Annotated in this window: 16 protein-coding genes; 13 read left to right on the plus strand and 3 right to left on the minus strand. The window is 29.0% G+C overall.

The features are described 5' to 3' along the window. The first annotated feature begins 84 nt into the window (after positions 1-84). From AELL_RS13990 to AELL_RS14030, 9 genes are all read left to right on the plus strand, one after another. Positions 85-1353, plus strand: coding sequence for an O-acetylhomoserine aminocarboxypropyltransferase/cysteine synthase family protein (locus AELL_RS13990; protein ID WP_118918543.1), 1269 nt, complete (start codon positions 85-87; stop codon positions 1351-1353). A 3-nt stretch (positions 1354-1356) separates the two neighbouring features. Beyond that, a complete protein-coding gene (locus AELL_RS13995) occupies positions 1357-1770 on the plus strand; it encodes an RrF2 family transcriptional regulator (RefSeq protein ID WP_118918544.1) in 414 nt (137 codons plus the stop codon). Positions 1771-1782: 12 nt separating this feature from the next. Then, the gene (gene cysK / locus AELL_RS14000) at positions 1783-2715 is read left to right on the plus strand and encodes a cysteine synthase A (protein WP_118918545.1); all 933 of its coding nucleotides are present in this window, start codon (positions 1783-1785) and stop codon (positions 2713-2715) included. A 31-nt stretch (positions 2716-2746) separates the two neighbouring features. Then, entirely contained in the window at positions 2747-2977 is a 231-nt protein-coding gene (locus tag AELL_RS14005; protein WP_118918546.1) for a DUF2061 domain-containing protein, read from the plus strand. Positions 2978-2986: 9 nt separating this feature from the next. Then, the gene (locus tag AELL_RS14010; RefSeq protein ID WP_118918547.1) at positions 2987-3688 is read left to right on the plus strand and encodes a phosphoadenylyl-sulfate reductase; all 702 of its coding nucleotides are present in this window, start codon (positions 2987-2989) and stop codon (positions 3686-3688) included. Positions 3689-3699: 11 nt separating this feature from the next. Then, on the plus strand, positions 3700-4611 hold the full coding sequence (cysD, locus tag AELL_RS14015; protein ID WP_118918548.1) for a sulfate adenylyltransferase subunit CysD: 912 nt from the start codon (positions 3700-3702) through the stop codon (positions 4609-4611). 1 nt (position 4612) lies between these two features. Further along, complete coding sequence (gene cysN, locus AELL_RS14020) at positions 4613-6070, plus strand: sulfate adenylyltransferase subunit CysN (protein ID WP_118918549.1); 1458 nt, start codon at positions 4613-4615, stop codon at positions 6068-6070. Continuing rightward, positions 6070-7164 (plus strand): sulfite reductase, encoded by a 1095-nt coding sequence (locus tag AELL_RS14025; RefSeq protein ID WP_118918550.1) that lies wholly within the window; start codon positions 6070-6072, stop codon positions 7162-7164. The genes cysN and AELL_RS14025 overlap by 1 nt, the downstream gene beginning before the upstream one ends. A gap of 105 nt (positions 7165-7269) precedes the next feature. Next, complete coding sequence (locus AELL_RS14030; RefSeq protein ID WP_118918551.1) at positions 7270-8571, plus strand: aminotransferase class V-fold PLP-dependent enzyme; 1302 nt, start codon at positions 7270-7272, stop codon at positions 8569-8571. Positions 8572-8642: 71 nt separating this feature from the next. On the opposite strand, the gene AELL_RS14035 is transcribed toward AELL_RS14030, so the two are convergent. Beyond that, entirely contained in the window at positions 8643-9212 is a 570-nt protein-coding gene (locus AELL_RS14035) for an outer membrane beta-barrel protein (protein ID WP_118918552.1), read from the minus strand. Positions 9213-9689: 477 nt separating this feature from the next. Between AELL_RS14035 and AELL_RS14040 the strand changes: the two genes are divergently transcribed. Next, a complete protein-coding gene (locus tag AELL_RS14040; RefSeq protein WP_226805995.1) occupies positions 9690-10583 on the plus strand; it encodes a metallophosphoesterase in 894 nt (297 codons plus the stop codon). A gap of 137 nt (positions 10584-10720) precedes the next feature. Here AELL_RS14040 and AELL_RS14045 read toward each other — a convergent pair whose 3' ends face one another. After that, positions 10721-11134: an Hsp20/alpha crystallin family protein gene (locus tag AELL_RS14045; RefSeq protein WP_118918554.1), complete on the minus strand. Its 414-nt coding sequence runs from the start codon at positions 11132-11134 to the stop codon at positions 10721-10723. 282 nt (positions 11135-11416) lie between these two features. Between AELL_RS14045 and AELL_RS14050 the strand changes: the two genes are divergently transcribed. The 3 genes from AELL_RS14050 to AELL_RS14060 are packed head-to-tail and all read left to right on the plus strand — an operon-like array spanning position 11417 to position 18168. Next, on the plus strand, positions 11417-14782 hold the full coding sequence (locus AELL_RS14050; RefSeq protein WP_118918555.1) for a transglutaminase family protein: 3366 nt from the start codon (positions 11417-11419) through the stop codon (positions 14780-14782). Next, entirely contained in the window at positions 14783-17272 is a 2490-nt protein-coding gene (locus AELL_RS14055; protein WP_118918556.1) for a circularly permuted type 2 ATP-grasp protein, read from the plus strand. Between the two features lie 2 nt (positions 17273-17274). Next, on the plus strand, positions 17275-18168 hold the full coding sequence (locus AELL_RS14060; protein ID WP_118918557.1) for a transglutaminase family protein: 894 nt from the start codon (positions 17275-17277) through the stop codon (positions 18166-18168). A gap of 7 nt (positions 18169-18175) precedes the next feature. Here AELL_RS14060 and AELL_RS14065 read toward each other — a convergent pair whose 3' ends face one another. Then, positions 18176-20158 carry a methyl-accepting chemotaxis protein gene (locus AELL_RS14065; protein WP_118918558.1) on the minus strand — a complete coding sequence of 661 codons (1983 nt, stop codon included), beginning with the start codon at positions 20156-20158 and terminating at the stop codon, positions 18176-18178. Positions 20159-20228 lie beyond the last annotated feature (70 nt).

The raw sequence follows: 20228 nt of genomic DNA on the forward strand, positions 1-20228 counted from the left end.
GATTAAACTACTTGACATTGATTTAAAAATGTTCTATAATTTCAACATAATTAAAGTTGATTAATTTAAAAAGGATTAAGATACATGGAAAAAGAAACAATTGCAATACATGCAGGATATAATAAAAAACAAGGTAACGGAGAGATGTCTGTTCCAATTTCTCAAACAACAGCTTATGCGTTTAGAGATAGTGAACATGCAGCAAATCTGTTTGCATTAAAAGAATTAGGACCAATCTATACAAGATTAACAAACCCAACAACAGATGTTTTAGAGCAAAGATTTGCACAACTAGAAGGTGGAGCAGCAGCTATTTGTACATCTTCAGGACAAGCTGCAATTTTCTATGCGATTGCAAACGTTGCAGAAGCTGGTGATAATATCATTATTTCTGATAAATTATATGGTGGAGCAGTTACACTTTTAACTCATACTATTAAAAGATTTGGAATTAGTGCAAAAGTATTTAAAAGTGATGATGCTTCTAATTTAGAAGAGTTAATTGATGATAAAACAAAAGCAATTTTCTTTGAATCATTATCAAATCCACAAATTGCAATTACTGACGTTGAAAAAGTAGTTGAAATTGCAAAAAGACATGGTGTTTTAACAATTTGTGATAATACAGTTGCAAGTGCAGCTTTATTTAACCCAATTTCTTGGGGTGTTGATGTTGTTGTTCATTCAACTTCAAAATATACAAATGGTCAAGGAACTGCAATTGGTGGAATCGTTGTAGAAAGAGATGGATTAGCAGAATTTTTCAAAGCAAATTCAAACAGATATTCTCATTTTACAACACCAGATGAGTCATATCATGGCTTAGTTTATACAGATGTTCCTCTTCCAAACTTTTGTTTAAGAATTAGATTAGCATTATTAAGAGATATAGGTGCAACTCAAGCTCCATTTAACTCTTGGCTTTTAATTCAAACATTAGAAACTTTAGGATTAAGAGTTGATAAACACTCTGATAACGCTTTAGAAGTTGCAAAATTCTTAGAGTCACATCCAAAAGTAAAAGCGGTAAATTATCCAGGGCTAAAATCTAATAAATATTATGATAAAGCTCAAAAATATTTCAAAGGTGGAAAAGCATCTGGTCTTATCTCCTTTGATGTTGAATCTTTTGAAGAAGCAAAAAGAATTATCGATAGCGTTAAACTGTTTAGCGTTGTTGTAAATATTGGAGATAGTAAATCACTAATTACTCATCCAGCTTCAACAACTCATTCTCAAATGAGTCCAGAAGAGTTAGTAAAAGCGGGAGTTAATCCTGTGACTGTTAGGCTTTCTATTGGTTTAGAAAATCCTGTTGATCTTATTGAAGATCTAAATCAAGCATTAAACTAAAAAATGCCTCTAATATCAACAAAAGGTGTATATGGTTTAACTGCCATGTACGAGTTAAGTAAGCATCAAGAAGATAGTCCCATGCAAATCAAGGAAATATCTGCAAATGCTAACATTCCTCAAAATTATTTGGAACAGCTCTTAAGTAAACTAAGACGAGCTGATTTAGTAAAAAGTATAAGAGGAGCAAGAGGTGGTTACACCCTTGCAAAGAGTCCAGAAGAGATCAAAGTAGTTGATATTTTGATAGCTTTAGAAGATGATATAAAAATTATTGACACAAAAACAGATAATCCAATTTTGAATATCTTTTTTGATGAGTCAAAAAATAGTATGAAAAAAATCTTTGATATTCAGCTATCTAAATTAGATGAATATCAAGATAAATATAACGAATTTTTACATTACAATATTTAAGGAAGGCAAAAAATGAAATACGCAAATAACATAACAGAATTAATTGGTAATACACCTTTAGTAAAATTACAAGCTGCTAGTAATGCAAGTGGAGCAACAGTTTTAGGAAAATGTGAATTTATGAATCCATCACATTCAGTAAAAGATAGAATTGGTACAAACATGATAAACGCTGCTTTAAAAGCTGGTTTAATCAATAAAGAGACAACAGTAATCGAACCAACAAGTGGAAACACTGGAATTGCATTAGCTTCTGTTTGTGCAGCTTTAGGAATTAAATTAATTCTTACAATGCCTTCATCAATGAGTATTGAAAGAAGAAGATTATTAAAAGCTTTAGGTGCTGATTTAGTATTAACAGCTCCTGAAAAAGGGATGAAAGGTGCTATTGAAAAAGCTGATGAGTTACATGCACAAACTCCAAACTCTTTCATTCCACAACAATTTGCAAATGCTGCAAACCCTGAAATTCACAGACTTACAACAGCAAAAGAAATTTTAGCTGATACAGATGGTAAAGTTGATATTTTCATTGCAGCTGTTGGAACGGGTGGAACAATTACAGGAACAAGTGAAGTTTTAAAAGCTCACAATCCAAATGTACAAATTATTGCAGTTGAGCCAGAAGCATCACCTGTATTAAGTGGTGGAAAACCAGGACCTCATAAAATTCAAGGAATTGGAGCTGGATTTGTTCCTGCAGTATTAAATACTGGAATTTATGATGAAGTAATTCAAGTATCAAATGATGATGCAATCGAAAGTTCAAGAAGACTTGCATTAACAGAAGGATTACTTGTAGGAATTAGTGCAGGTGCAAACGCTCATGTTGCAGCACTTGTAGCAGCTAGACCAGAAAATAAAGGTAAAACTATAGTTACAATTTTATGTGACACAGGTGAGAGATACTTAAGTTCTGGTTTATACAATTATGATGAAGAGTAAGAACTCTTCATCCATATAAAAAAGGAAATAAATGCACGAAAAACCTTATAGGTCAGTTGTTAAAACTATCTCTTGGAGAACAGTTGGAACACTTGATACAATGATTGTTTCATATTTTGTAACTGGAAGCTTAGTAATGGCAGCTTCAATTGGTTCAATAGAAGTTATTACAAAAATGATTTTATACTATTTTCACGAAAGAGCTTGGAATAAACTATCTTTTGGAAAAGTAAAACCAGTAGAAAATGATTATCAAATTTAGGTTATAAAAATGAGTAAAGAATTAATAGAAAATATAAATAAAGAGTTAGAAAATAAATCAACTCAAGAAGTAATATCTTATTTTTTAACAAAATTTAAAAATGTAGCTTTAAGTTCAAGTTTAGCAGCAGAAGACCAAGTTTTAACTGATGTGATTTTAAAACAAGATAAGAATGCAACAATATTTACATTAGATACAGGAAGATTACATCCTGAAACTTATGATGTTATGGATGCAACAAATTTAAAATATGGTGTAAAAATTGATGTATTTTTTCCAAATAGTGAAAAAGTACAAGAGCTTTATCAAACTCAAGGTGTAAATGGTCAATATGAAAGTATTGAAAATAGAAAAAACTGCTGTAATATCAGAAAAATTGAACCATTAAAAAGAGCTTTAAAAAATGTTGAAGTTTGGATTACTGGTTTAAGAGCAGCTCAAAGTATTACAAGAGTTGATATGCCTTTAGTTGAATGGGATGAAAACTTCAAAGTTATAAAAGTAAATCCTTTGATTAACTGGAGTGAAAAAGATGTTTGGGATTATATAAAAGAAAATAGAGTTCCATATAACAAACTTCACGACAAAGGTTTCCCTAGTATTGGATGTGCTCCTTGTACAAGAGCTATAAAAGAAGGTGAAGATATAAGAGCTGGAAGATGGTGGTGGGAAAACCCAGAACATAAAGAGTGTGGATTACATAAAAAATAAAAGGAGAAAAATTGATAAGTAAAGATAGATTAACTCATCTTAAACAACTAGAAGCTGAATCAATGCATATTATGAGAGAAGTTGTAGCAGAGTTCTCAAATCCAGCAATGTTATATAGTGTTGGAAAAGACTCTTCTGTAATGTTACATCTTTTACAAAAAGCATTTTATCCTGCTCCTCCTCCATTACCTTTAGTTCATGTTGATACAACATGGAAATTTAAAGAGATGATTGAGTTTAGGGATAAAAGAGCAAAAGAAGTTGGTATGGAACTTATTGTTTATACTAATCCAAAAGGGCAAGAGATGAATATCTCTCCATTTACTCATGGTTCGGCACTTCATACAGATATTATGAAAACTGAGGGTTTAAAAAATATGTTAAACATCCAACAGTTTGATGCAGTGTTTGGTGGAGCTAGAAGGGATGAAGAGAAATCAAGAGCAAAAGAGAGAATTTACTCTTTTAGAGATAAAAACCATAGATGGGACCCAAAAAATCAAAGACCAGAACTATGGAATATCTATAATGGAAGACACACAAAAGGTGAGTCTATTAGAGTATTCCCATTATCAAACTGGACAGAACTTGATATTTGGCAATATATCTATTTAGAAAATATCTCTATTCCTGATTTATATTTTTCAAAAGAGAGAGATGTTGTAGAATATATGGGTACAAAAATCATGGTTGATGATGATAGAATGCCTGAAGAATTAAGAAAAACAGCTAAAAAAGAGATGGTAAGATTTAGAACTTTAGGATGTTATCCTTTAACTGGAGCAGTAAATTCAACTGCTACAACATTACCTGAGATTATTCAAGAGATGCTTATTTGTACAACAAGTGAGAGACAAGGAAGATTAATAGACTCTGATGGTGACGCATCAATGGAGAAAAAGAAACAAGAGGGGTATTTTTAAGATGGCACATCAGTCAGATTTAATTTCGCAAAATATTGAACAATATTTAAAAGAGCATGAAAACAAAGAGATTTTAAGATTTATTACTTGTGGAAGTGTAGATGATGGAAAATCAACTCTAATTGGAAGATTATTATACGATTCAAAAATGATTTTTGAAGACCAATTAGCAGCTATTGAAAAAGATAGTAAAAAAGTTGGAACAACTGGTGATAAAATTGATTTAGCACTTTTAGTTGATGGACTTGCAAGTGAAAGAGAACAAGGTATTACTATTGATGTTGCTTATAGATTTTTCTCAACAGAAAAAAGAAAGTTCATCATAGCCGATACTCCAGGTCACGAACAATATACAAGAAATATGGCAACTGGTGCTTCAACAGCTGATGTTGCTATTATTTTAATTGATGCTAGACAAGGGATTTTAACTCAAACTAAAAGACACTCATATATTGCATCACTTTTAGGAATTAAAAACCTAATCGTTGCTATTAATAAGATGGATTTAGTTGATTTTAGCCAAGAGGTATTTGAAAAAATCAAAAGAGATTACAATGATATTATTTCATTTTTACCTCATCACAATGACTTAAACATAGAGTTTATACCTATTTCAGCACTTGATGGAGACAATATTTTAACAAATTCTCCAAAATGTTCTTGGTATAAAGGTTTACCTTTAATGCCATTATTAGACACTATTCCTATTCATAAACAAGAGTCTTCATCATTTAGACTTCCTGTTCAATATGTAATAAGACCTCACTTAAATTTTAGAGGGTTTAGTGGAACAATTGCAAGTGGTGAAATCAAAGTTGGTGATGAAATAACTGTATTACCATCAAGAAAAACATCTAAAGTTAAATCAATAGTATCAAATGATATTAAAGATTTAAGACCAATTGGAAAAGATGAAACTGTTGAAACAGTAGAAAAAGCATTTGCTCCAATGGCTACAACTATCACACTTGAAGATGAGATTGATATAAGTAGAGGTGATATGATAGTAAAAACTGGAGATATTCCAAAAGTATCAAATCACCTTTCAGTTATGGTAGTTTGGATGGATGAAACTCCAATGAAACTAAATCAAAATTATGTGATTAAAAGAGCAACATCTGTAATTAATGGTGCATTTAACGCAATTGAATTTAAGAAAAATATCAACACTTTTGATGAAGTTGATGCAAGTGAATTAGCTTTAAATGATATTGCAAAATGTACATTATCACTTGATAGAGAAATTGCAGTTGATCCATACCATGAAAATAGATACACTGGAAGTTTTATCATTATTGATAAATATAACAACTCTACTGTTGGTGCAGGTATGATTATCTCTTCTATTGAAGGTTTTGCAAAACTAGAAGAAAATAAAAAAGTTTATTCAAAAGCTGAAATTGAATTAAATGAATTTATTAGAAGAAACTATCCTGAATGGGATTGTAAGGCTATCTAATGTCTAATAACCTAGCATTAAATATTGAGAAAATCAAAAAAGAAAAAAGTGGAATAGATGTCTTAGCAGACATCTATTTTTATGCTGTTTTTGGTGAAAAAATGAGTCTTGAAGATTTAGAAAGATTCAAATGGTATGGACTTTATGCGCAAGATGAACAACAAAACTATTTTAAACTAAGAATTCCTTTGTTTATGGGAGAGTTAAATTTAATTCAATTAAAAACTCTTAGTTTAATATCTAAAAAATATAGTAATGAAACTTTAATTTTTTCAGATGAACAAAAAATAGAACTTACAAATCTAAAAGTTTTTGATTTACCAGAGATTTTTAAGCTACTTCAAGAGATAAAATTAAACACTTATTTTGAAGCAGGACATACAGTAAGAAGAGTTTTAACTTGCCCAGTAAATGGAATAGACCATACTCAACTTTTGGATGTTGAACCTCTTGCAAATAAGTTAAATGAAACATTTATTGGAAATAAAAATTTTGAAAATCTTCCAAATAAACTTCAAATTGCAATAAGTGGTTATGAAGAAGGGTGTGATGTGAGATTTACTCCTGATGTTAGTTTTAATGCAACAAAAGATGAAAAAGATAAAATTATTTTTGCTGTTAAAATTTTGGACAAAATTATTGGATATATAACTCCTGCACAAGTTATTAATACAGCAAAAGCAATTGCTAATATTTATAAAGATTTTGGAGATAGAGAAAATCCTAAAAGAAGTACATTTGAATATCTAGTAAATAATTGGGGATTCAATAAATTTTCTGATATTTTAAATTCAACAATAAATTATAAAATTCAAAGAAATATAAATAAAATTGAAAATATCGTACCAAGAAAACCTAGACTTGGAATTAATAAAAGCAAAATCGAAGGTGAAAGTTATATTGGTTGCAGAATTGGCTCTTCAACTATTAAAAGTACAAATATCGATACCCTATCCTCTTTACTTGAAAAATATGAAGCAAGTAGAGTAAAAATCACACACAAAGGAAATATCATCATTCTTGATGTTCCAACAAGTAGTGCAGAAAACTTAGCAAAAGAGTTGGAAAAAATCAACTTTAATCCTTTTATTTAAAAAAGAGCTTTTTAATAAGCTCTTTTTATTGAAGCCAACTCTTATACTAAATAACTTAAAATTATAAAACAAATAACAATAACTAATTATAAAGAGTAAAAATTTATGAACAAAAATATTTTTAGACCTTTTTTCAATGAAAATACAAATATTTTAGACTTTATTAGATACAACACAATTGGAAAAAATAAAAAAGAGTATTTTGATTACACTGCCTCAGGACTTGCATTTAGACAAATAGAAAATAGAATTTTTGATGTTTTAGAAACTTATGCAAATACTCACTCAAAAGAGGCTTCAAATGCTGATACCACATCAAATTATTATGAACTTGCAAGAAAAAATCTAGCAAAATCTTTGGAATTAAATGATGAGTTTGCAATACTTCCAAGTGGTTGTGGAACAACTGCTGCTATAAAAAAATTTCAAGAGTTATTAGGAATATATATTCCACCAGCAACAGTTAAAAGATTTGGAATAACTGTAGCTAAAAAGAAACTTCCTCTAATCATCGTTGGTCCTTATGAACATCACTCAAATGAAGTAAGTTATAGAGAAGCTTTGTGTGAAGTTATAAGAATAAAACTAACAAATGATGGATTAGTTGACCTTTTTCAATTAAAAGAAGTTTTGCAAGAAAATACTCATAGAGAAATAATTGGTTGTTTTTGTATAGCTTCAAATGTATCTGGAATAATAACTCCTTATGAAGAGATATCAAAACTTATTAAACGTTATGGTGGAAAAGTTTTGTTTGATGCAGCAGCTTCTAGTCCATATATAAATGTACCTTGTGAGCTTTATGATGCTTTAGTTTTATCTCCACATAAACTTCTTGGAGGTCCTGGAAGTTGTGGATTACTTATCATTAAAAAAGATTTAATAGATACTTCTATTCCCCCCTCTTTTGCAGGTGGTGGAACAGTTGAATATGTAAATAAAGATTTACAACTTTATCAAAAAGATGTAGAAATAAGAGAAGATGCTGGAACTCCACCTATTTTACAATTTATTCGAGCTAGCTTAGCTTATCAACTAAGAAATGAAATAGGTTTTGATTTTATAAAAAATAGAAAAAATGAGTTAAAAGAGTATTTTATTAGTGAACTTAAAGAGATTCCAAATTGTATTATCTATGGAAATCAGGAAGTTGAAAATATAGGGATAATCTCTTTTAATATAAAAGGTTTAAGCCCTTATGATTTATGTAATAATTTATCTTCAACTGATAATTTTCAAACAAGAGCAGGTTGTTCATGCGCTGGACCTTATGGACATGATTTACTTGGAATAAAAGAGCTTGATATAAATAATCGTCCAGGATGGGTTAGGATTTCTATTCATTTTTCACAAACAAAAGAAGATATTAAAAATTTGATTGAGAGTATTAAAAAAATTGTAAATTAGTTTATAAAAAAGGGAAAACAAAATAAATTTCGATTTCCCTTTTGATTTAAAAACTAGGAGAATTTCAAAAATTAGAATTTGAAATTTAAACCTGCAAACATTGATGTTGAATCTTCAAGTTCTAAATTTGCATCTAAAAAATCTGCTCCTTCTGATACCGATATTGATTTATCTACGTTGTATTTAGAATATGCAAATCCTAATTCAAATTCTACATTTTTTGTAATATCATAAATTGCCCCAACTTGTGCTCCATAAGTTAATCCTGACATATCAAAGTCCATATAATTAAAATCAACTTTTGTATTACCTAAATGTGCTCCTGCATACAATCTAAATTGTTCATTCATTGGGATTAAATAATCATAACTTCCTAAAATTGTTGTTGCATCTGTTTCATCTTTCGAAAATTTTCTATGAGATAAAGATACTCTATGTGTTTTGTCTAAAATCACACCAGCTTTTAATAATAAACCTGTATCTTTAAAACTTTCTGTTCCCGAAAAACTTCCTGACTCACCATCAATAGAATAATCAAATGTTCCTTTTACATCAGCATTTACTCTTTCAACACCTGCACCTAAAAAGTATTGTAAGTCCATAGCCATCATTGATGTACTTGCTAAAACTAAACTTGTCATAACTAATGATTTTCTTATTATTTTTTCCTTGTTAATTATTTAATAATGTATAAATACATATTATTGCTGAAATACTAACCAATAAATTACTCATAAAAGACTATTTTTTAGGTTTTCTTTATTTTTTATAATAAAAACATTTATTTATATATTATTTAGTAACAATTATTTATTTTTCGAAGTTTTTTTCACTACACAAAAAGTAAACATTCCATTTAAAGTTCATTAACTTAAAATGTCTACAATTCACCCATGAGTTTTATAATATTTTTTTCAGTTTTTTTAAGTGTTTTTGCTTTCCAAACTTGGGTAATAAAAAAACGTCTTATAAATAAACTGGATTTTAATTATAAAACAAAAAAGTATCTTAGCTTTTTACTATATCTTACATTTTTTGGGGTACTAATGTACCCAATAGCTAGATACTTCCCAATAGTGCCTAACTGGCTCTATTTTCTCCTTTCTTTACCAATTGGGGTGATTTTTTTAACATTTATAATCACTTTATTCCATGAATTCATCTCATTTGGTTTATCTAAAACAAAATATACAAAAAACCGAAGAGAATTTTTCAAAAAAAGTTTAGATATTGGTATAGTTTCTGCTGTAATTGCAACAAATGCAAAAGCAATTGATAATGCAAGAGATATTGAACTTGAAGTTGTTGATGTAAAAATAAAAAATTTAAAACTACCTTACACTATTGTTCAATTAAGTGATATTCATATTGGTGGATTAATTACAAAAGATTTTATAAAAAATTTAGTAAATAAAGTAAATATTCTAAATCCTGATGTTGTTGTGATAACTGGTGATTTAGTTGATACAAAACTTGAGTATGCAAAACCTGCACTTGATGAATTAAAAAACATAAATTCAAAATATGGAAACTTTTTTATTGTTGGAAATCATGAGTATTTTCATGGAGTTAAACCAATTATAGATTATGTAAATACTCTAAATATAAAAACACTTGAAAATGAAAATGTTTATATTGGAGAAAAAAATAAAGGATTTTATCTTTGTGGTGTTTATGATAGATTTGGAAATAGATATGGTTCTTTCCAACCTAACATAAAAAAAGCTTTAGAAAATACTCAAAATGAACCAACTATTTTATTAGCTCATCAGCCAAAATTTGTTGAAGAAATTGACACAAAAGATATAGATTTAATTCTTTGTGGACATACTCATGGTGGACAAATTTTTCCATTTAATTTTTTAGTAAAACTTCAACAACCATATGTAAAAGGTTTAAATCAACATAGTGATTCAACTCAAGTTTATGTTAATAAAGGAACAGGATTTTGGGGACCACCCATGAGATTGGGGGCTTCAAGTGAGATAACTATTTTAAAATTATCTTCTTAAGTTTTTACTTTTGTAAAATAAAAAATGAACTTAAAATTGATAAAGTATAAATACTCATCAAAATAATATAATCGATTTTATTTGTATTGTTCTTTTCCATTGAAATCTCCTTTTAAAGAAGGAGTTTTCACTCCCTCTTATTTTACTGTAATTGTTTTTTTAGTATTGTCATCTTTTAATTTTGGAATAATTACTTCTAAAACTCCATTATCACTGCTTGCTTCAATATTTTCTATATCAGCATTATCAGGAAGTGTGAAACTTCTTGAGAATTTACCAAAATATGTTTCTACTTTATAATAATCCTCTTCTTTAACTTCCTCTTTTAGTTTTCTTTCTCCACTGATTGTTAAAACACCTTTATTTATATCAACTTTAATATCTTCTTTTTTTACACCAGGTAAGTCAACATCAACATGATAAGCAAACTCTCCTTCCCTTGTATTTACAACTGGGACGAAAGCACCAACACCTTCATTTTTCGATTGATTATAAAAATTTTTTTCTAGCTCTTTTAATTGTTTAAATGGGTCAAATTTTGTTATTAACATCTCTAACTCCTTAATTTCTTATAAACTTGACTTATTATTTATCAAGTTAGTGAAATATTAACATATTTTTTAGCACTTGTCAATATATAGTGCTAATATTTTTATTAAATTTTATATATAGATATTATAATCTAGCACTAACTAACAAATAGTGCTAAAATTAAATGTTAAAATATAAACAATAAGTTTTAGTTACAATTGTATTACTTATATACAAAATTTAATAACTAACTTATTATTATTTCTTGTATAATGATTTTAATTCAAAAAAAGGATTAAAATATGTCTTTAAAAGTCGTAATTTCCCATAAAACCCACTATAAATATGATAGAGCCATTTCATTGTCTCCACACATTATAAGGTTACGTCCAGCTCCTCATAGTAGAACACCTATTGAAGCCTATTCATTAAAAATAAAACCTGACAATCATTTCTTAAATTGGCAACAAGACCCTTTTGGAAACTATTTAGCAAGATTAGTTTTCCCAGAAAAAACTAAAGAGTTTTGTGTTGATGTAGAAATTATTGCAGATATGATTACAATAAATCCTTTTGACTTTTTTGTGGAAGATAGTGCTAAAAACTACCCTTTTGAATATAAAAAAGATTTAAAACATGAATTAAAACCTTATTTAAAAATAGAAGAAAAAGGTAAATTACTAAAAGAGTTTGTTAAAAAACTAGATAAAAAAGAGAAACCTATTATCGATTTTTTAGTTGAAGTTAATCAAAAAATCAATCAACATTTAAACTATACAGTTAGACTTGAAGCTGGTGTGCAAAGTTGTAAAACTACTTTAGAGAAAAAACTTGGTTCTTGTAGAGATTTTGCTTGGCTTTTTGTACAAGTTTTAAGACATTTAGGACTTGCTGCCCGTTTTGTTTCAGGATATTTAGTTCAATTAACAGCAGATGTAAAATCACTTGATGGTCCAAGTGGTCCTGAAAATGACTTTACGGATTTACATGCTTGGACAGAGGTTTATATTCCAGGTGCAGGATGGATTGGACTTGATAGTACAAGTGGACTTTTTGCAGGAGAAGGTCATATACCACTTGCTTGTACACCACACTATAATAGCGCTCACGCTATTGAAGGATTTAGTGATAAATGTGAAACAGAGTTTTTCTTTGAAAACACTGTTACAAGAATTTTTGAATCACCAAGGGTTACAAAACCTTATAAAGATGAGCAATGGGAAGCTATTTATAATTTAGGTTTCAAAGTTGATGAAGATTTAGTAAAAAATGATGTTCGTTTGACTATGGGAGGAGAACCAACTTTTGTATCTATTGATGATATGGAATCAGCTCAATGGAATAGTGAAGCAGATGGACCTCATAAAAGAGAATTAGCAAATAATCTATCAAGAAGATTACTTGAAACAAATACAAATGGTGGATTATTACATCATGCTCAAGGTAAATGGTATCCAGGAGAGCCTCTTCCTAGATGGCAAACAACTGTTTTTTGGAGAAAAGATAAAAAACCTGTTTGGAAAAATCCAGATTTATTAGCTGATATGAATAAAAGTTATGATTACTCAATAGCTGATGCAAAAAAATTTATCTCTACTTTATCTTTAATTTTAGGGATTAGTGATGAAAATATAATTCCAGCCTTTGAAGACCCTATTTATTATATTATGAAAGAAGCTGAACTTCCTATTGATATTGACCCTTTAAAATATGATTTAAAAGACCCTTTAGAGCGAAAAACTATTGCTCAAAAATTAACTTATGGACTAAATAATGAAGTAGGATATGTACTTCCTGTTAGTTTTGGAATCTCAAAATGGATTACTTCAAAATGGGAGTTTAGACGTGGTCATCTGTTTTTAGGAGCAGGAAACTCTCCTATTGGACTTAGACTTCCACTTGAATCACTTATTGTTAAACCTCAAGTTGAATTAGAACAAGATTTTGAACCTGATTTATTTGCTTCTTATCCTGCTTTAGGAGATTATATTAGTGCAGTTGAAAAACGTGCTAAAAAAATGAGCAAAAAAACTACTTTAAAAAATAAATATAATGCTTTTGTAAGAACAGCTTTAAGTGTTGAAATAAGAGATAATAAACTTTGTATATTTCTTCCTCCTATTGAAAAAACAGAAGTATTTTTGGATTTAATTGCCTCTATTGAAGAAACAGCAAAACGATTAAACTTAGCTGTTATTATTGAAGGATATGAACCACCCCATGATTTAAGAACAGATAGAATCAAAGTAACTCCCGACCCAGGAGTAATTGAAGTAAATATTCAACCAACAAGTTCATGGAAAGAGTTAAGTGATAACCTACTTTCACTTTATGAAGATGCAAGATTATGTAGACTTGGAACTGAAAAGTTTATGATTGATGGAAGACACACAGGAACTGGTGGTGGAAACCATGTAACTATTGGAGCTATGGAACCAAGTGATTCACCACTATTGAGAAATCCTCAATTACTTAGAAGTTTAATCACATTTTGGCAACATCATCCTGGTTTATCTTACCTTTTCTCAGGAGCATTTATAGGTCCAACTTCTCAAGCACCAAGAGTTGATGAAGGAAGAGTTGAAAATCTATATGAATTAGAAATTGCCTTTTCTCAAATACCTGAAAGTGGAGATGTTCCTTATTGGCTAACAGATAGATTATTTAGACATATGTTAACGGATATTACAGGAAATACCCACAGAAGTGAGTTTTGTATAGATAAACTTTATTCACCTGATAGTGCAAGTGGAAGACTTGGTATTTTAGAATTACGTGCTTTTGATATGCCACCACATTCACAAATGGCCCTTTTGCAAATGTTATTAGTTCGAGCTTTAGTTTCTTGTTTTTGGAAAAGACCATATAAACACAATCTTATTCGTTGGGGAACAAGACTTCACGATAAATTCTTACTAGAACACTATGTAAAAGAGGATTTAAAAAGTGTAGTTGAGTATCTAAATGATGAAGGATATGAGTTTAAACTTGATTGGTTTGACCCATTTTTTGAATTTAGGTTCCCATTATATGGAATGACTATGATAAATGGAATGCATGTAGAAATTAGAGCTGCAATTGAGCCTTGGCATGTTTTAGGAGAAGAATCAAGTTCTCAAGGAACAGCAAGATATGTGGACTCTTCACTTGAAAGACTACAAATAAAAATAAAAGATTTCAATGAAGAAAGATATGTAGTAACTTGTAATGGTGTTCAAGTTCCTCTAACAAAAACTGAAGTTGAAGGAGAGTATGTAAGTGGAGTAAGATACAAGGCTTGGCAACCTTGGTCAGCCCTTCATCCAACCATTAAAGTAGATACACCTTTAACTTTTGATATAATAGATAAATGGAATACAAGATCAATTGGTGGATTTAACTACTTTGTTACACATCCAGGGGGAAGAAGTTATGATACTTTCCCTGTAAACTCTTATGAAGCTGAATCAAGAAGAATAAACAGATATTGGGATTTTAATCACTCTCAAGGGGAAGTAACACCTTATGAGCCAAAAATCACAGGTGAAGCAAACTCTGTTTTTGCAGTTGAAGCAGCAAGAGTTATGACAAGTAGAACTGGAAGTAAAAAATTATACTTCCATGAAATGCCAAAAAATAAAGAGTATCCTCATACATTAGATTTAAGACAAAGGTGGATAAAAAATTAGATGTCAATTTTTGATAGTTGTAGGTTAGAATCATCATTTGATGAAATGTTTGATAATGAATGTAATATTAGACCTCACTGGAAAGATATTATAGCTGGACTTGAAAATGCAGGAATCAAACAATTAGAACAAAAACAACTAGAGATTGATTGGCGACTTGAAGATAATGGGGTTACTTATAATATTTATAATGACCCAGAAGGAAATAATAGAAGATGGAATCTTGACCCTATTCCTTTGGTTATAACAAGCCAAGAGTGGGAAGAGGTTTCAAAAGGATTAAGACAAAGAGCAAAACTTCTAAATCTAATTTTTAAAGATTTATACACTGAACAAAGATTAATAAAAGAAGGAATTGTTCCAGCTGAAATAGTTTTTGGTCATAAAAGTTTTATTCCTGAAGTTTTTAACTTTAAAAACAAAGATTATTACTCTTTAAGATTTTATGCAAGTGATATAAGTAGAGGTCCAGATGGTAAGTTTTGGGTTATAAATGATAGAACTCAATCACCATCAGGTCTTGGATATGCAATAGAAAATCGTCTTACAATGAACTCAATTTCAAATGACTTATATCCAAATGTTGAAATAAAGAAGATGGCTAAATTTATAGAGGGTTATAAAAATATGCTTAAATCTTTATCTCCTTCAAATCAAGAGAATCCTTTAATAGCTCTTTTAACTCCAGGTCCACTAAATGAGACCTATTTTGAGCACTCATATCTTAGTTCATATTTAGATTTAACTTTAGTTCAAGGTGAAGATTTACTTGTAAAAAATAATCACCTTTGGCTAAAAAGTTTAAAAGGTTTAAGGCGGGTTGATACTTTGATTAGAAGAGTTGACGCACAATATTGTGACCCACTTGAATTAAAAAACAACTCTCATTTGGGAGTTGCTGGTCTTGTAAATGTAATGCGAGAAGATAATTTATCTATGATTAATCCAATTGGAGTAGGAATACTTGAGAATATTGGTTTAAATCCATTTATGAAAAATATCGCAAAATTTTTATTAGATGAAGAGTTACTTCTTCCACAAATTGCAACTTGGTGGTGTGGACAAAAAAAAGAATTGGATTTTGTATTAGAAAATCTAAAAAATCTAATAGTAAAAAAGATTGATAGAACTGACAATATTGAAGTATATTTTGCAAATAAATTTGATGAAGAACAATTATTAGAGTTAAGTGAAAAAATCAAAAAAAATCCACACTATTACGTTGGTCAAGAGATTATTGATTTTTCAACAACACCTTCATATTCAAAAGGAAAAATTGAACCAAGAAATACTGTAATTAGAGCTTTTTCTTACTTAGATGAAGATGATTATCAAGTTTTACAAGGTGGATTAATCCGTGTTTCGCCATCAAAAGATTCATTAGTTGTTTCAAATCAAAAGGGAGGAGCAAGTAAAGATTTATGGATTTTAGGAAAAGATGAGGATTTTATTGGAAATAATATCTTTAAAAACCGAGCCTTTTTTGATTCAAGACTTGAAAATATCTCTACAAAAAGAGCTGAAAATCTATTTTGGATGGGAAGATATTTAAGTAGAGCTATTACTACAGCTAGAATGATTAGATTTAATTTAAAATCAATGTTAAATATCAACAGATATGATGATAATACAAACTCAAAACAAACAACAAAAATCTTAAATACAGCACTTACTCACCTAACAATGTGTTATCCTGGATTTTTAGATGAAGAGTTAAAACAACCACTTGCTGAAATTATTTCACTAATAAAAGATAAAAATAGAGTAGGAAGTCTCTCTTTTTCACTTAGTTTACTTTCAAACCTAAATGCAAGTGTAAAAAATCTTCTTACAATGGAAGCTTGGCGTATTTATGAAAAGATGCAAAAAGAGTGGAATAACTATAATAAAAGAGAAGTTTTATCATATAAAGACCATATAAATGAGCTTGATAAACTTTTAATTTATCTAATGGCATATAAAGAGTTGATTGATGAGAGTATTTTCAAAGAACAAGGTTTAATTCTTTATGATATCGGCTGTAAAATTGAGATTTCTCAACTTTTAATCTCTAAATTAAGGTCATTACTTACTTTAAAACTTGATAAACTTTTAGAGTATGATGTTTTAGATTCTATGCTTAACTCTTATGAGAGTTACAACTCATATAGAGCCTATTATAAATCATCATTAGATTTAAAAAATGTCTTGGATTTTTTACTTTTTAATACAAAATACCCAAAATCACTAATTTATATTATCACTCAATTATTAGAAGATTTAAAAGAACTACCAAAAAATAGTCATTCATCAAGATTAAGTAATTTTGAAGAGCCTGTTTTTAAAGCCTTTTCAATGATAACTCTTGCAAACTCTAATAAACTTTTAGAGATAAAAGAAGATGAATTTATATATAAAGAGTTAGAAAATTTCCTTTCAATAATTTCTGATTTATTAAGCAAAACTTCTGAAGAGTTAACAAAAACATATTTTTCACACTATAACGAGTAATTATGATTTATGAAATATACCACGAAACAAAATTTGATTATGCCTCACTTGTAACTTTTAGTCATAATATTGCAAGACTAAAACCAAAAAATTCAACAACTCAAAAACTATTGGAGTATTCATTACATATTGAGCCAAAACCATATGAAACTTCTGAATTTATTGACTATTTTGAAAATACTAATAATTTTATGTTAATTCGAGAATCACATAAAACCCTAAAAGTAATTGCAAAATCAAAAGTTGAAAGAATAGAGAGTGAAATAAACAAAGAGCTTGAGTCTTTAAAAAATATCACTATTACAGTTGGTGAAGCAAAAGAGAGACTTAATAAATATTATAAAGATGATGTTCTTGCAAAACTCTTTTTATTTGAAACAGAGTCTATTCCAACACCTTCTTCACAAATAAAAGAGTATATCTTAGAATCTTTTAGTGATGAAAAGAACCTATTTAATGCTACTTATGAATTTATGGGACGTATTTTTAATGATTTTGATTTTGTATCAGGATTTACAGATATTACAACTCCTATTGAAGTAGTTTTTAAAGAGAAAAAAGGGGTTTGCCAAGATTTTGCACAATTTGCAATTTCAGCTTTAAGAAGTATTGGAATTCCAACACGTTATGTAAGTGGTTATATTCAGACTATTCCAGAAGAAGGAAAAGAAAAACTTTTTGGGGCAGACGCTTCTCATGCTTGGTTTTCTATTTATATTCCTACTTTTGGTTGGGTAGATTTTGACCCAACAAATAACAAAATTCCAAATGAAGAGTATATAATCTTAGGATATGGAAGAGATTATTTAGATATTTCACCTCTAAAAGGTGTTGTTCAAAGTAGTGGAGGAAGTACTTTAAAAGTTAAAGTAAATGTTGAAGCAATAAAAGAGTAAGGAAAGCCTAGAAGCTTTCCCACTCATCATCATTTGATTTTGTTGATGTGATTACTTTTGTATCTTTATTTGTTGATACTGTTTGTGTATGTTGTTTTGGTACTGATTTTTTAATTGGTGCTACATAAATCTCTTTTTGTGTATTTTTTAGATTCATATCTTTTGCTTTTACTTCATTTTTACCATTAAACTCTTTTTCATCTGCATGAGTTACAACTAATTTTGCTATTTGGTCTGTTATTACTGCTACATCATGTGTTTGACTTGCCACCATTGCATTTTGTTGTGTTTGTTGGTCTAATTGATTTACTGCATCATTTATTTGTTCAATTCCTAGTAATTGTTCTTTTGAAGCGTTTTGAATATCTGAAATTAAATTTATAGTTTGAGAAATATTTTCATTTAATTGTTTATATCCATCTATCATATGATCAGCTATCTCTTTTCCATGATTTGCTTTTGAAGTTGCATTTTCTACTATTGTTTTTATCTCTTTTGCTGCTTCTGCTGAACGAGATGCTAAGTTTCTTACTTCTTGTGCAACAACTGCAAATCCTTTTCCTGCTTCTCCAGCAGTTGCAGCTTCAACTGCTGCATTTAAAGAAAGAATATTTGTTTGGAATGCTATTTGGTCAATTACAGTAATTGCTTCATTGATTAAGTTAACTTGATTATTGATTTCATCCATTGCTTGAGTTGTTTGATTTGCTAATTTTTCACCTTGGTTAGCTGAGTTTGTTACTTCAGTTGAAAGTTTAGCCATTTTTGCAATATTCTCTGTATTATTTCTTACATTAGAAGTTATTTGTTCTATTGCTGCTGCTGTTTCTTCTAAAGAGGCTGCTGCTTCATTTGAGCTTTGGTTTAATTTATCTACATTTACAAGTAAAATATCCGAGCTTGCATCTAAAGTCAATCCATTTGTTTTATTATCTATTAGCATTTGAGTAATTGAAGTTTGTAGAGTATTAATACCTACAACTAATCTTTCAAACACTCCACCTTTTTCATCATTTGGATGCATTCTTAATGCTTTTCTATAATCTAATCTTGCATACTCTTCTAAGATTACATCAACCTCTTCAAATCGTTTTCTTGTACTTTCAATCATTTTATTTACATTGTTTTTAAACTCTTCTAATGAAGTATTTGACGTTGATTTTTCAATAAATTGTCCATACCAACCATTATTTACTCTACTCATTACTACTTTTGCATCATCAATTAATAAGTTATCTTGGTTGATTGTTTTTTCAATTTGTTTGATATTATCATTAACAAATTTTGCCATTTCACCAAACTCATCTTTTGCTGTATCATCTAATAAAGAGATTTGATTTGAACTTCTATTTAAGTATGAGAAGAACGATATTAATCCTGATTTGAAGTTGTCTAAAGAGTTAGCAACTATTTTAGAAATAAATAAAGAGATTAAAATAAAAATAAGAATTGCTACAATTGCTACAATACTTAAAATTGTATTTAAAGACTCATAAGCTGCGATTCTTGACTCAATTGCAGTATTATTTATCTCTTTAATTTTACTCTCTAAAACTCCTCCAACTTTTACCATATTTGCTATGATCTCTTTTAATTCAGGTGTTTCTTGTGGGTCTTTAGTAAATTTTGATGAATAACTTTCAAAACCTGAAATATATTGTTTTGAAGAGTCAAGAATCTCATCACATATGATTTTATTTTTTTCAATTACTAATATACTTTTTAATGTTGTTACTTCATTATCCAATGATTTAAAAGTATCTTTTACTTTTTGTGCTGTATCATCACTTGGATTTCTCATATATTGATAAACAGCTATTCTTCCTTTTAGAAGTTCTTGAATTAATACTTCAGTTTTAATTGCTATTTCATTTCTTTTTTCTGCAAAATTACTTTTATTTACGTAAATTATTGCACAAATAATAACAATTGCTATAAACATTAAAGGAAACAATAGAAGTTTCATCTTTGTACTTAAATTCTTTAGCATAAGTTTTCCTTATTTACAAATTATTTCGTTATTATATTCTTTTATTAATTATAAGCTACATAATTCTTAC

Source organism: Arcobacter ellisii (assembly GCF_003544915.1).
GTDB classification, from domain to species: Bacteria; Campylobacterota; Campylobacteria; order Campylobacterales; family Arcobacteraceae; genus Aliarcobacter; species Aliarcobacter ellisii.

What these genes read in the sequence shown, in the direction of transcription:
- AELL_RS14005 (WP_118918546.1), top strand. Translation starts at nt 2,747, where the DNA reads ATGCACGAAAAACCTTATAGGTCAGTTGTTAAAACTATCTCTTGGAGA.
- cysN (WP_118918549.1), top strand. Translation starts at nt 4,613, where the DNA reads ATGGCACATCAGTCAGATTTAATTTCGCAAAATATTGAACAATATTTA.
- AELL_RS14065 (WP_118918558.1), bottom strand. Translation starts at nt 20,158, where the DNA reads ATGCTAAAGAATTTAAGTACAAAGATGAAACTTCTATTGTTTCCTTTA.
- AELL_RS14035 (WP_118918552.1), bottom strand. Translation starts at nt 9,212, where the DNA reads ATGACAAGTTTAGTTTTAGCAAGTACATCAATGATGGCTATGGACTTA.
- AELL_RS14010 (WP_118918547.1), top strand. Translation starts at nt 2,987, where the DNA reads ATGAGTAAAGAATTAATAGAAAATATAAATAAAGAGTTAGAAAATAAA.
- AELL_RS14025 (WP_118918550.1), top strand. Translation starts at nt 6,070, where the DNA reads ATGTCTAATAACCTAGCATTAAATATTGAGAAAATCAAAAAAGAAAAA.
- AELL_RS13990 (WP_118918543.1), top strand. Translation starts at nt 85, where the DNA reads ATGGAAAAAGAAACAATTGCAATACATGCAGGATATAATAAAAAACAA.
- AELL_RS14060 (WP_118918557.1), top strand. Translation starts at nt 17,275, where the DNA reads ATGATTTATGAAATATACCACGAAACAAAATTTGATTATGCCTCACTT.
- cysK (WP_118918545.1), top strand. Translation starts at nt 1,783, where the DNA reads ATGAAATACGCAAATAACATAACAGAATTAATTGGTAATACACCTTTA.
- AELL_RS14030 (WP_118918551.1), top strand. Translation starts at nt 7,270, where the DNA reads ATGAACAAAAATATTTTTAGACCTTTTTTCAATGAAAATACAAATATT.
- AELL_RS14050 (WP_118918555.1), top strand. Translation starts at nt 11,417, where the DNA reads ATGTCTTTAAAAGTCGTAATTTCCCATAAAACCCACTATAAATATGAT.
- AELL_RS14045 (WP_118918554.1), bottom strand. Translation starts at nt 11,134, where the DNA reads ATGTTAATAACAAAATTTGACCCATTTAAACAATTAAAAGAGCTAGAA.
- AELL_RS14055 (WP_118918556.1), top strand. Translation starts at nt 14,783, where the DNA reads ATGTCAATTTTTGATAGTTGTAGGTTAGAATCATCATTTGATGAAATG.
- AELL_RS13995 (WP_118918544.1), top strand. Translation starts at nt 1,357, where the DNA reads ATGCCTCTAATATCAACAAAAGGTGTATATGGTTTAACTGCCATGTAC.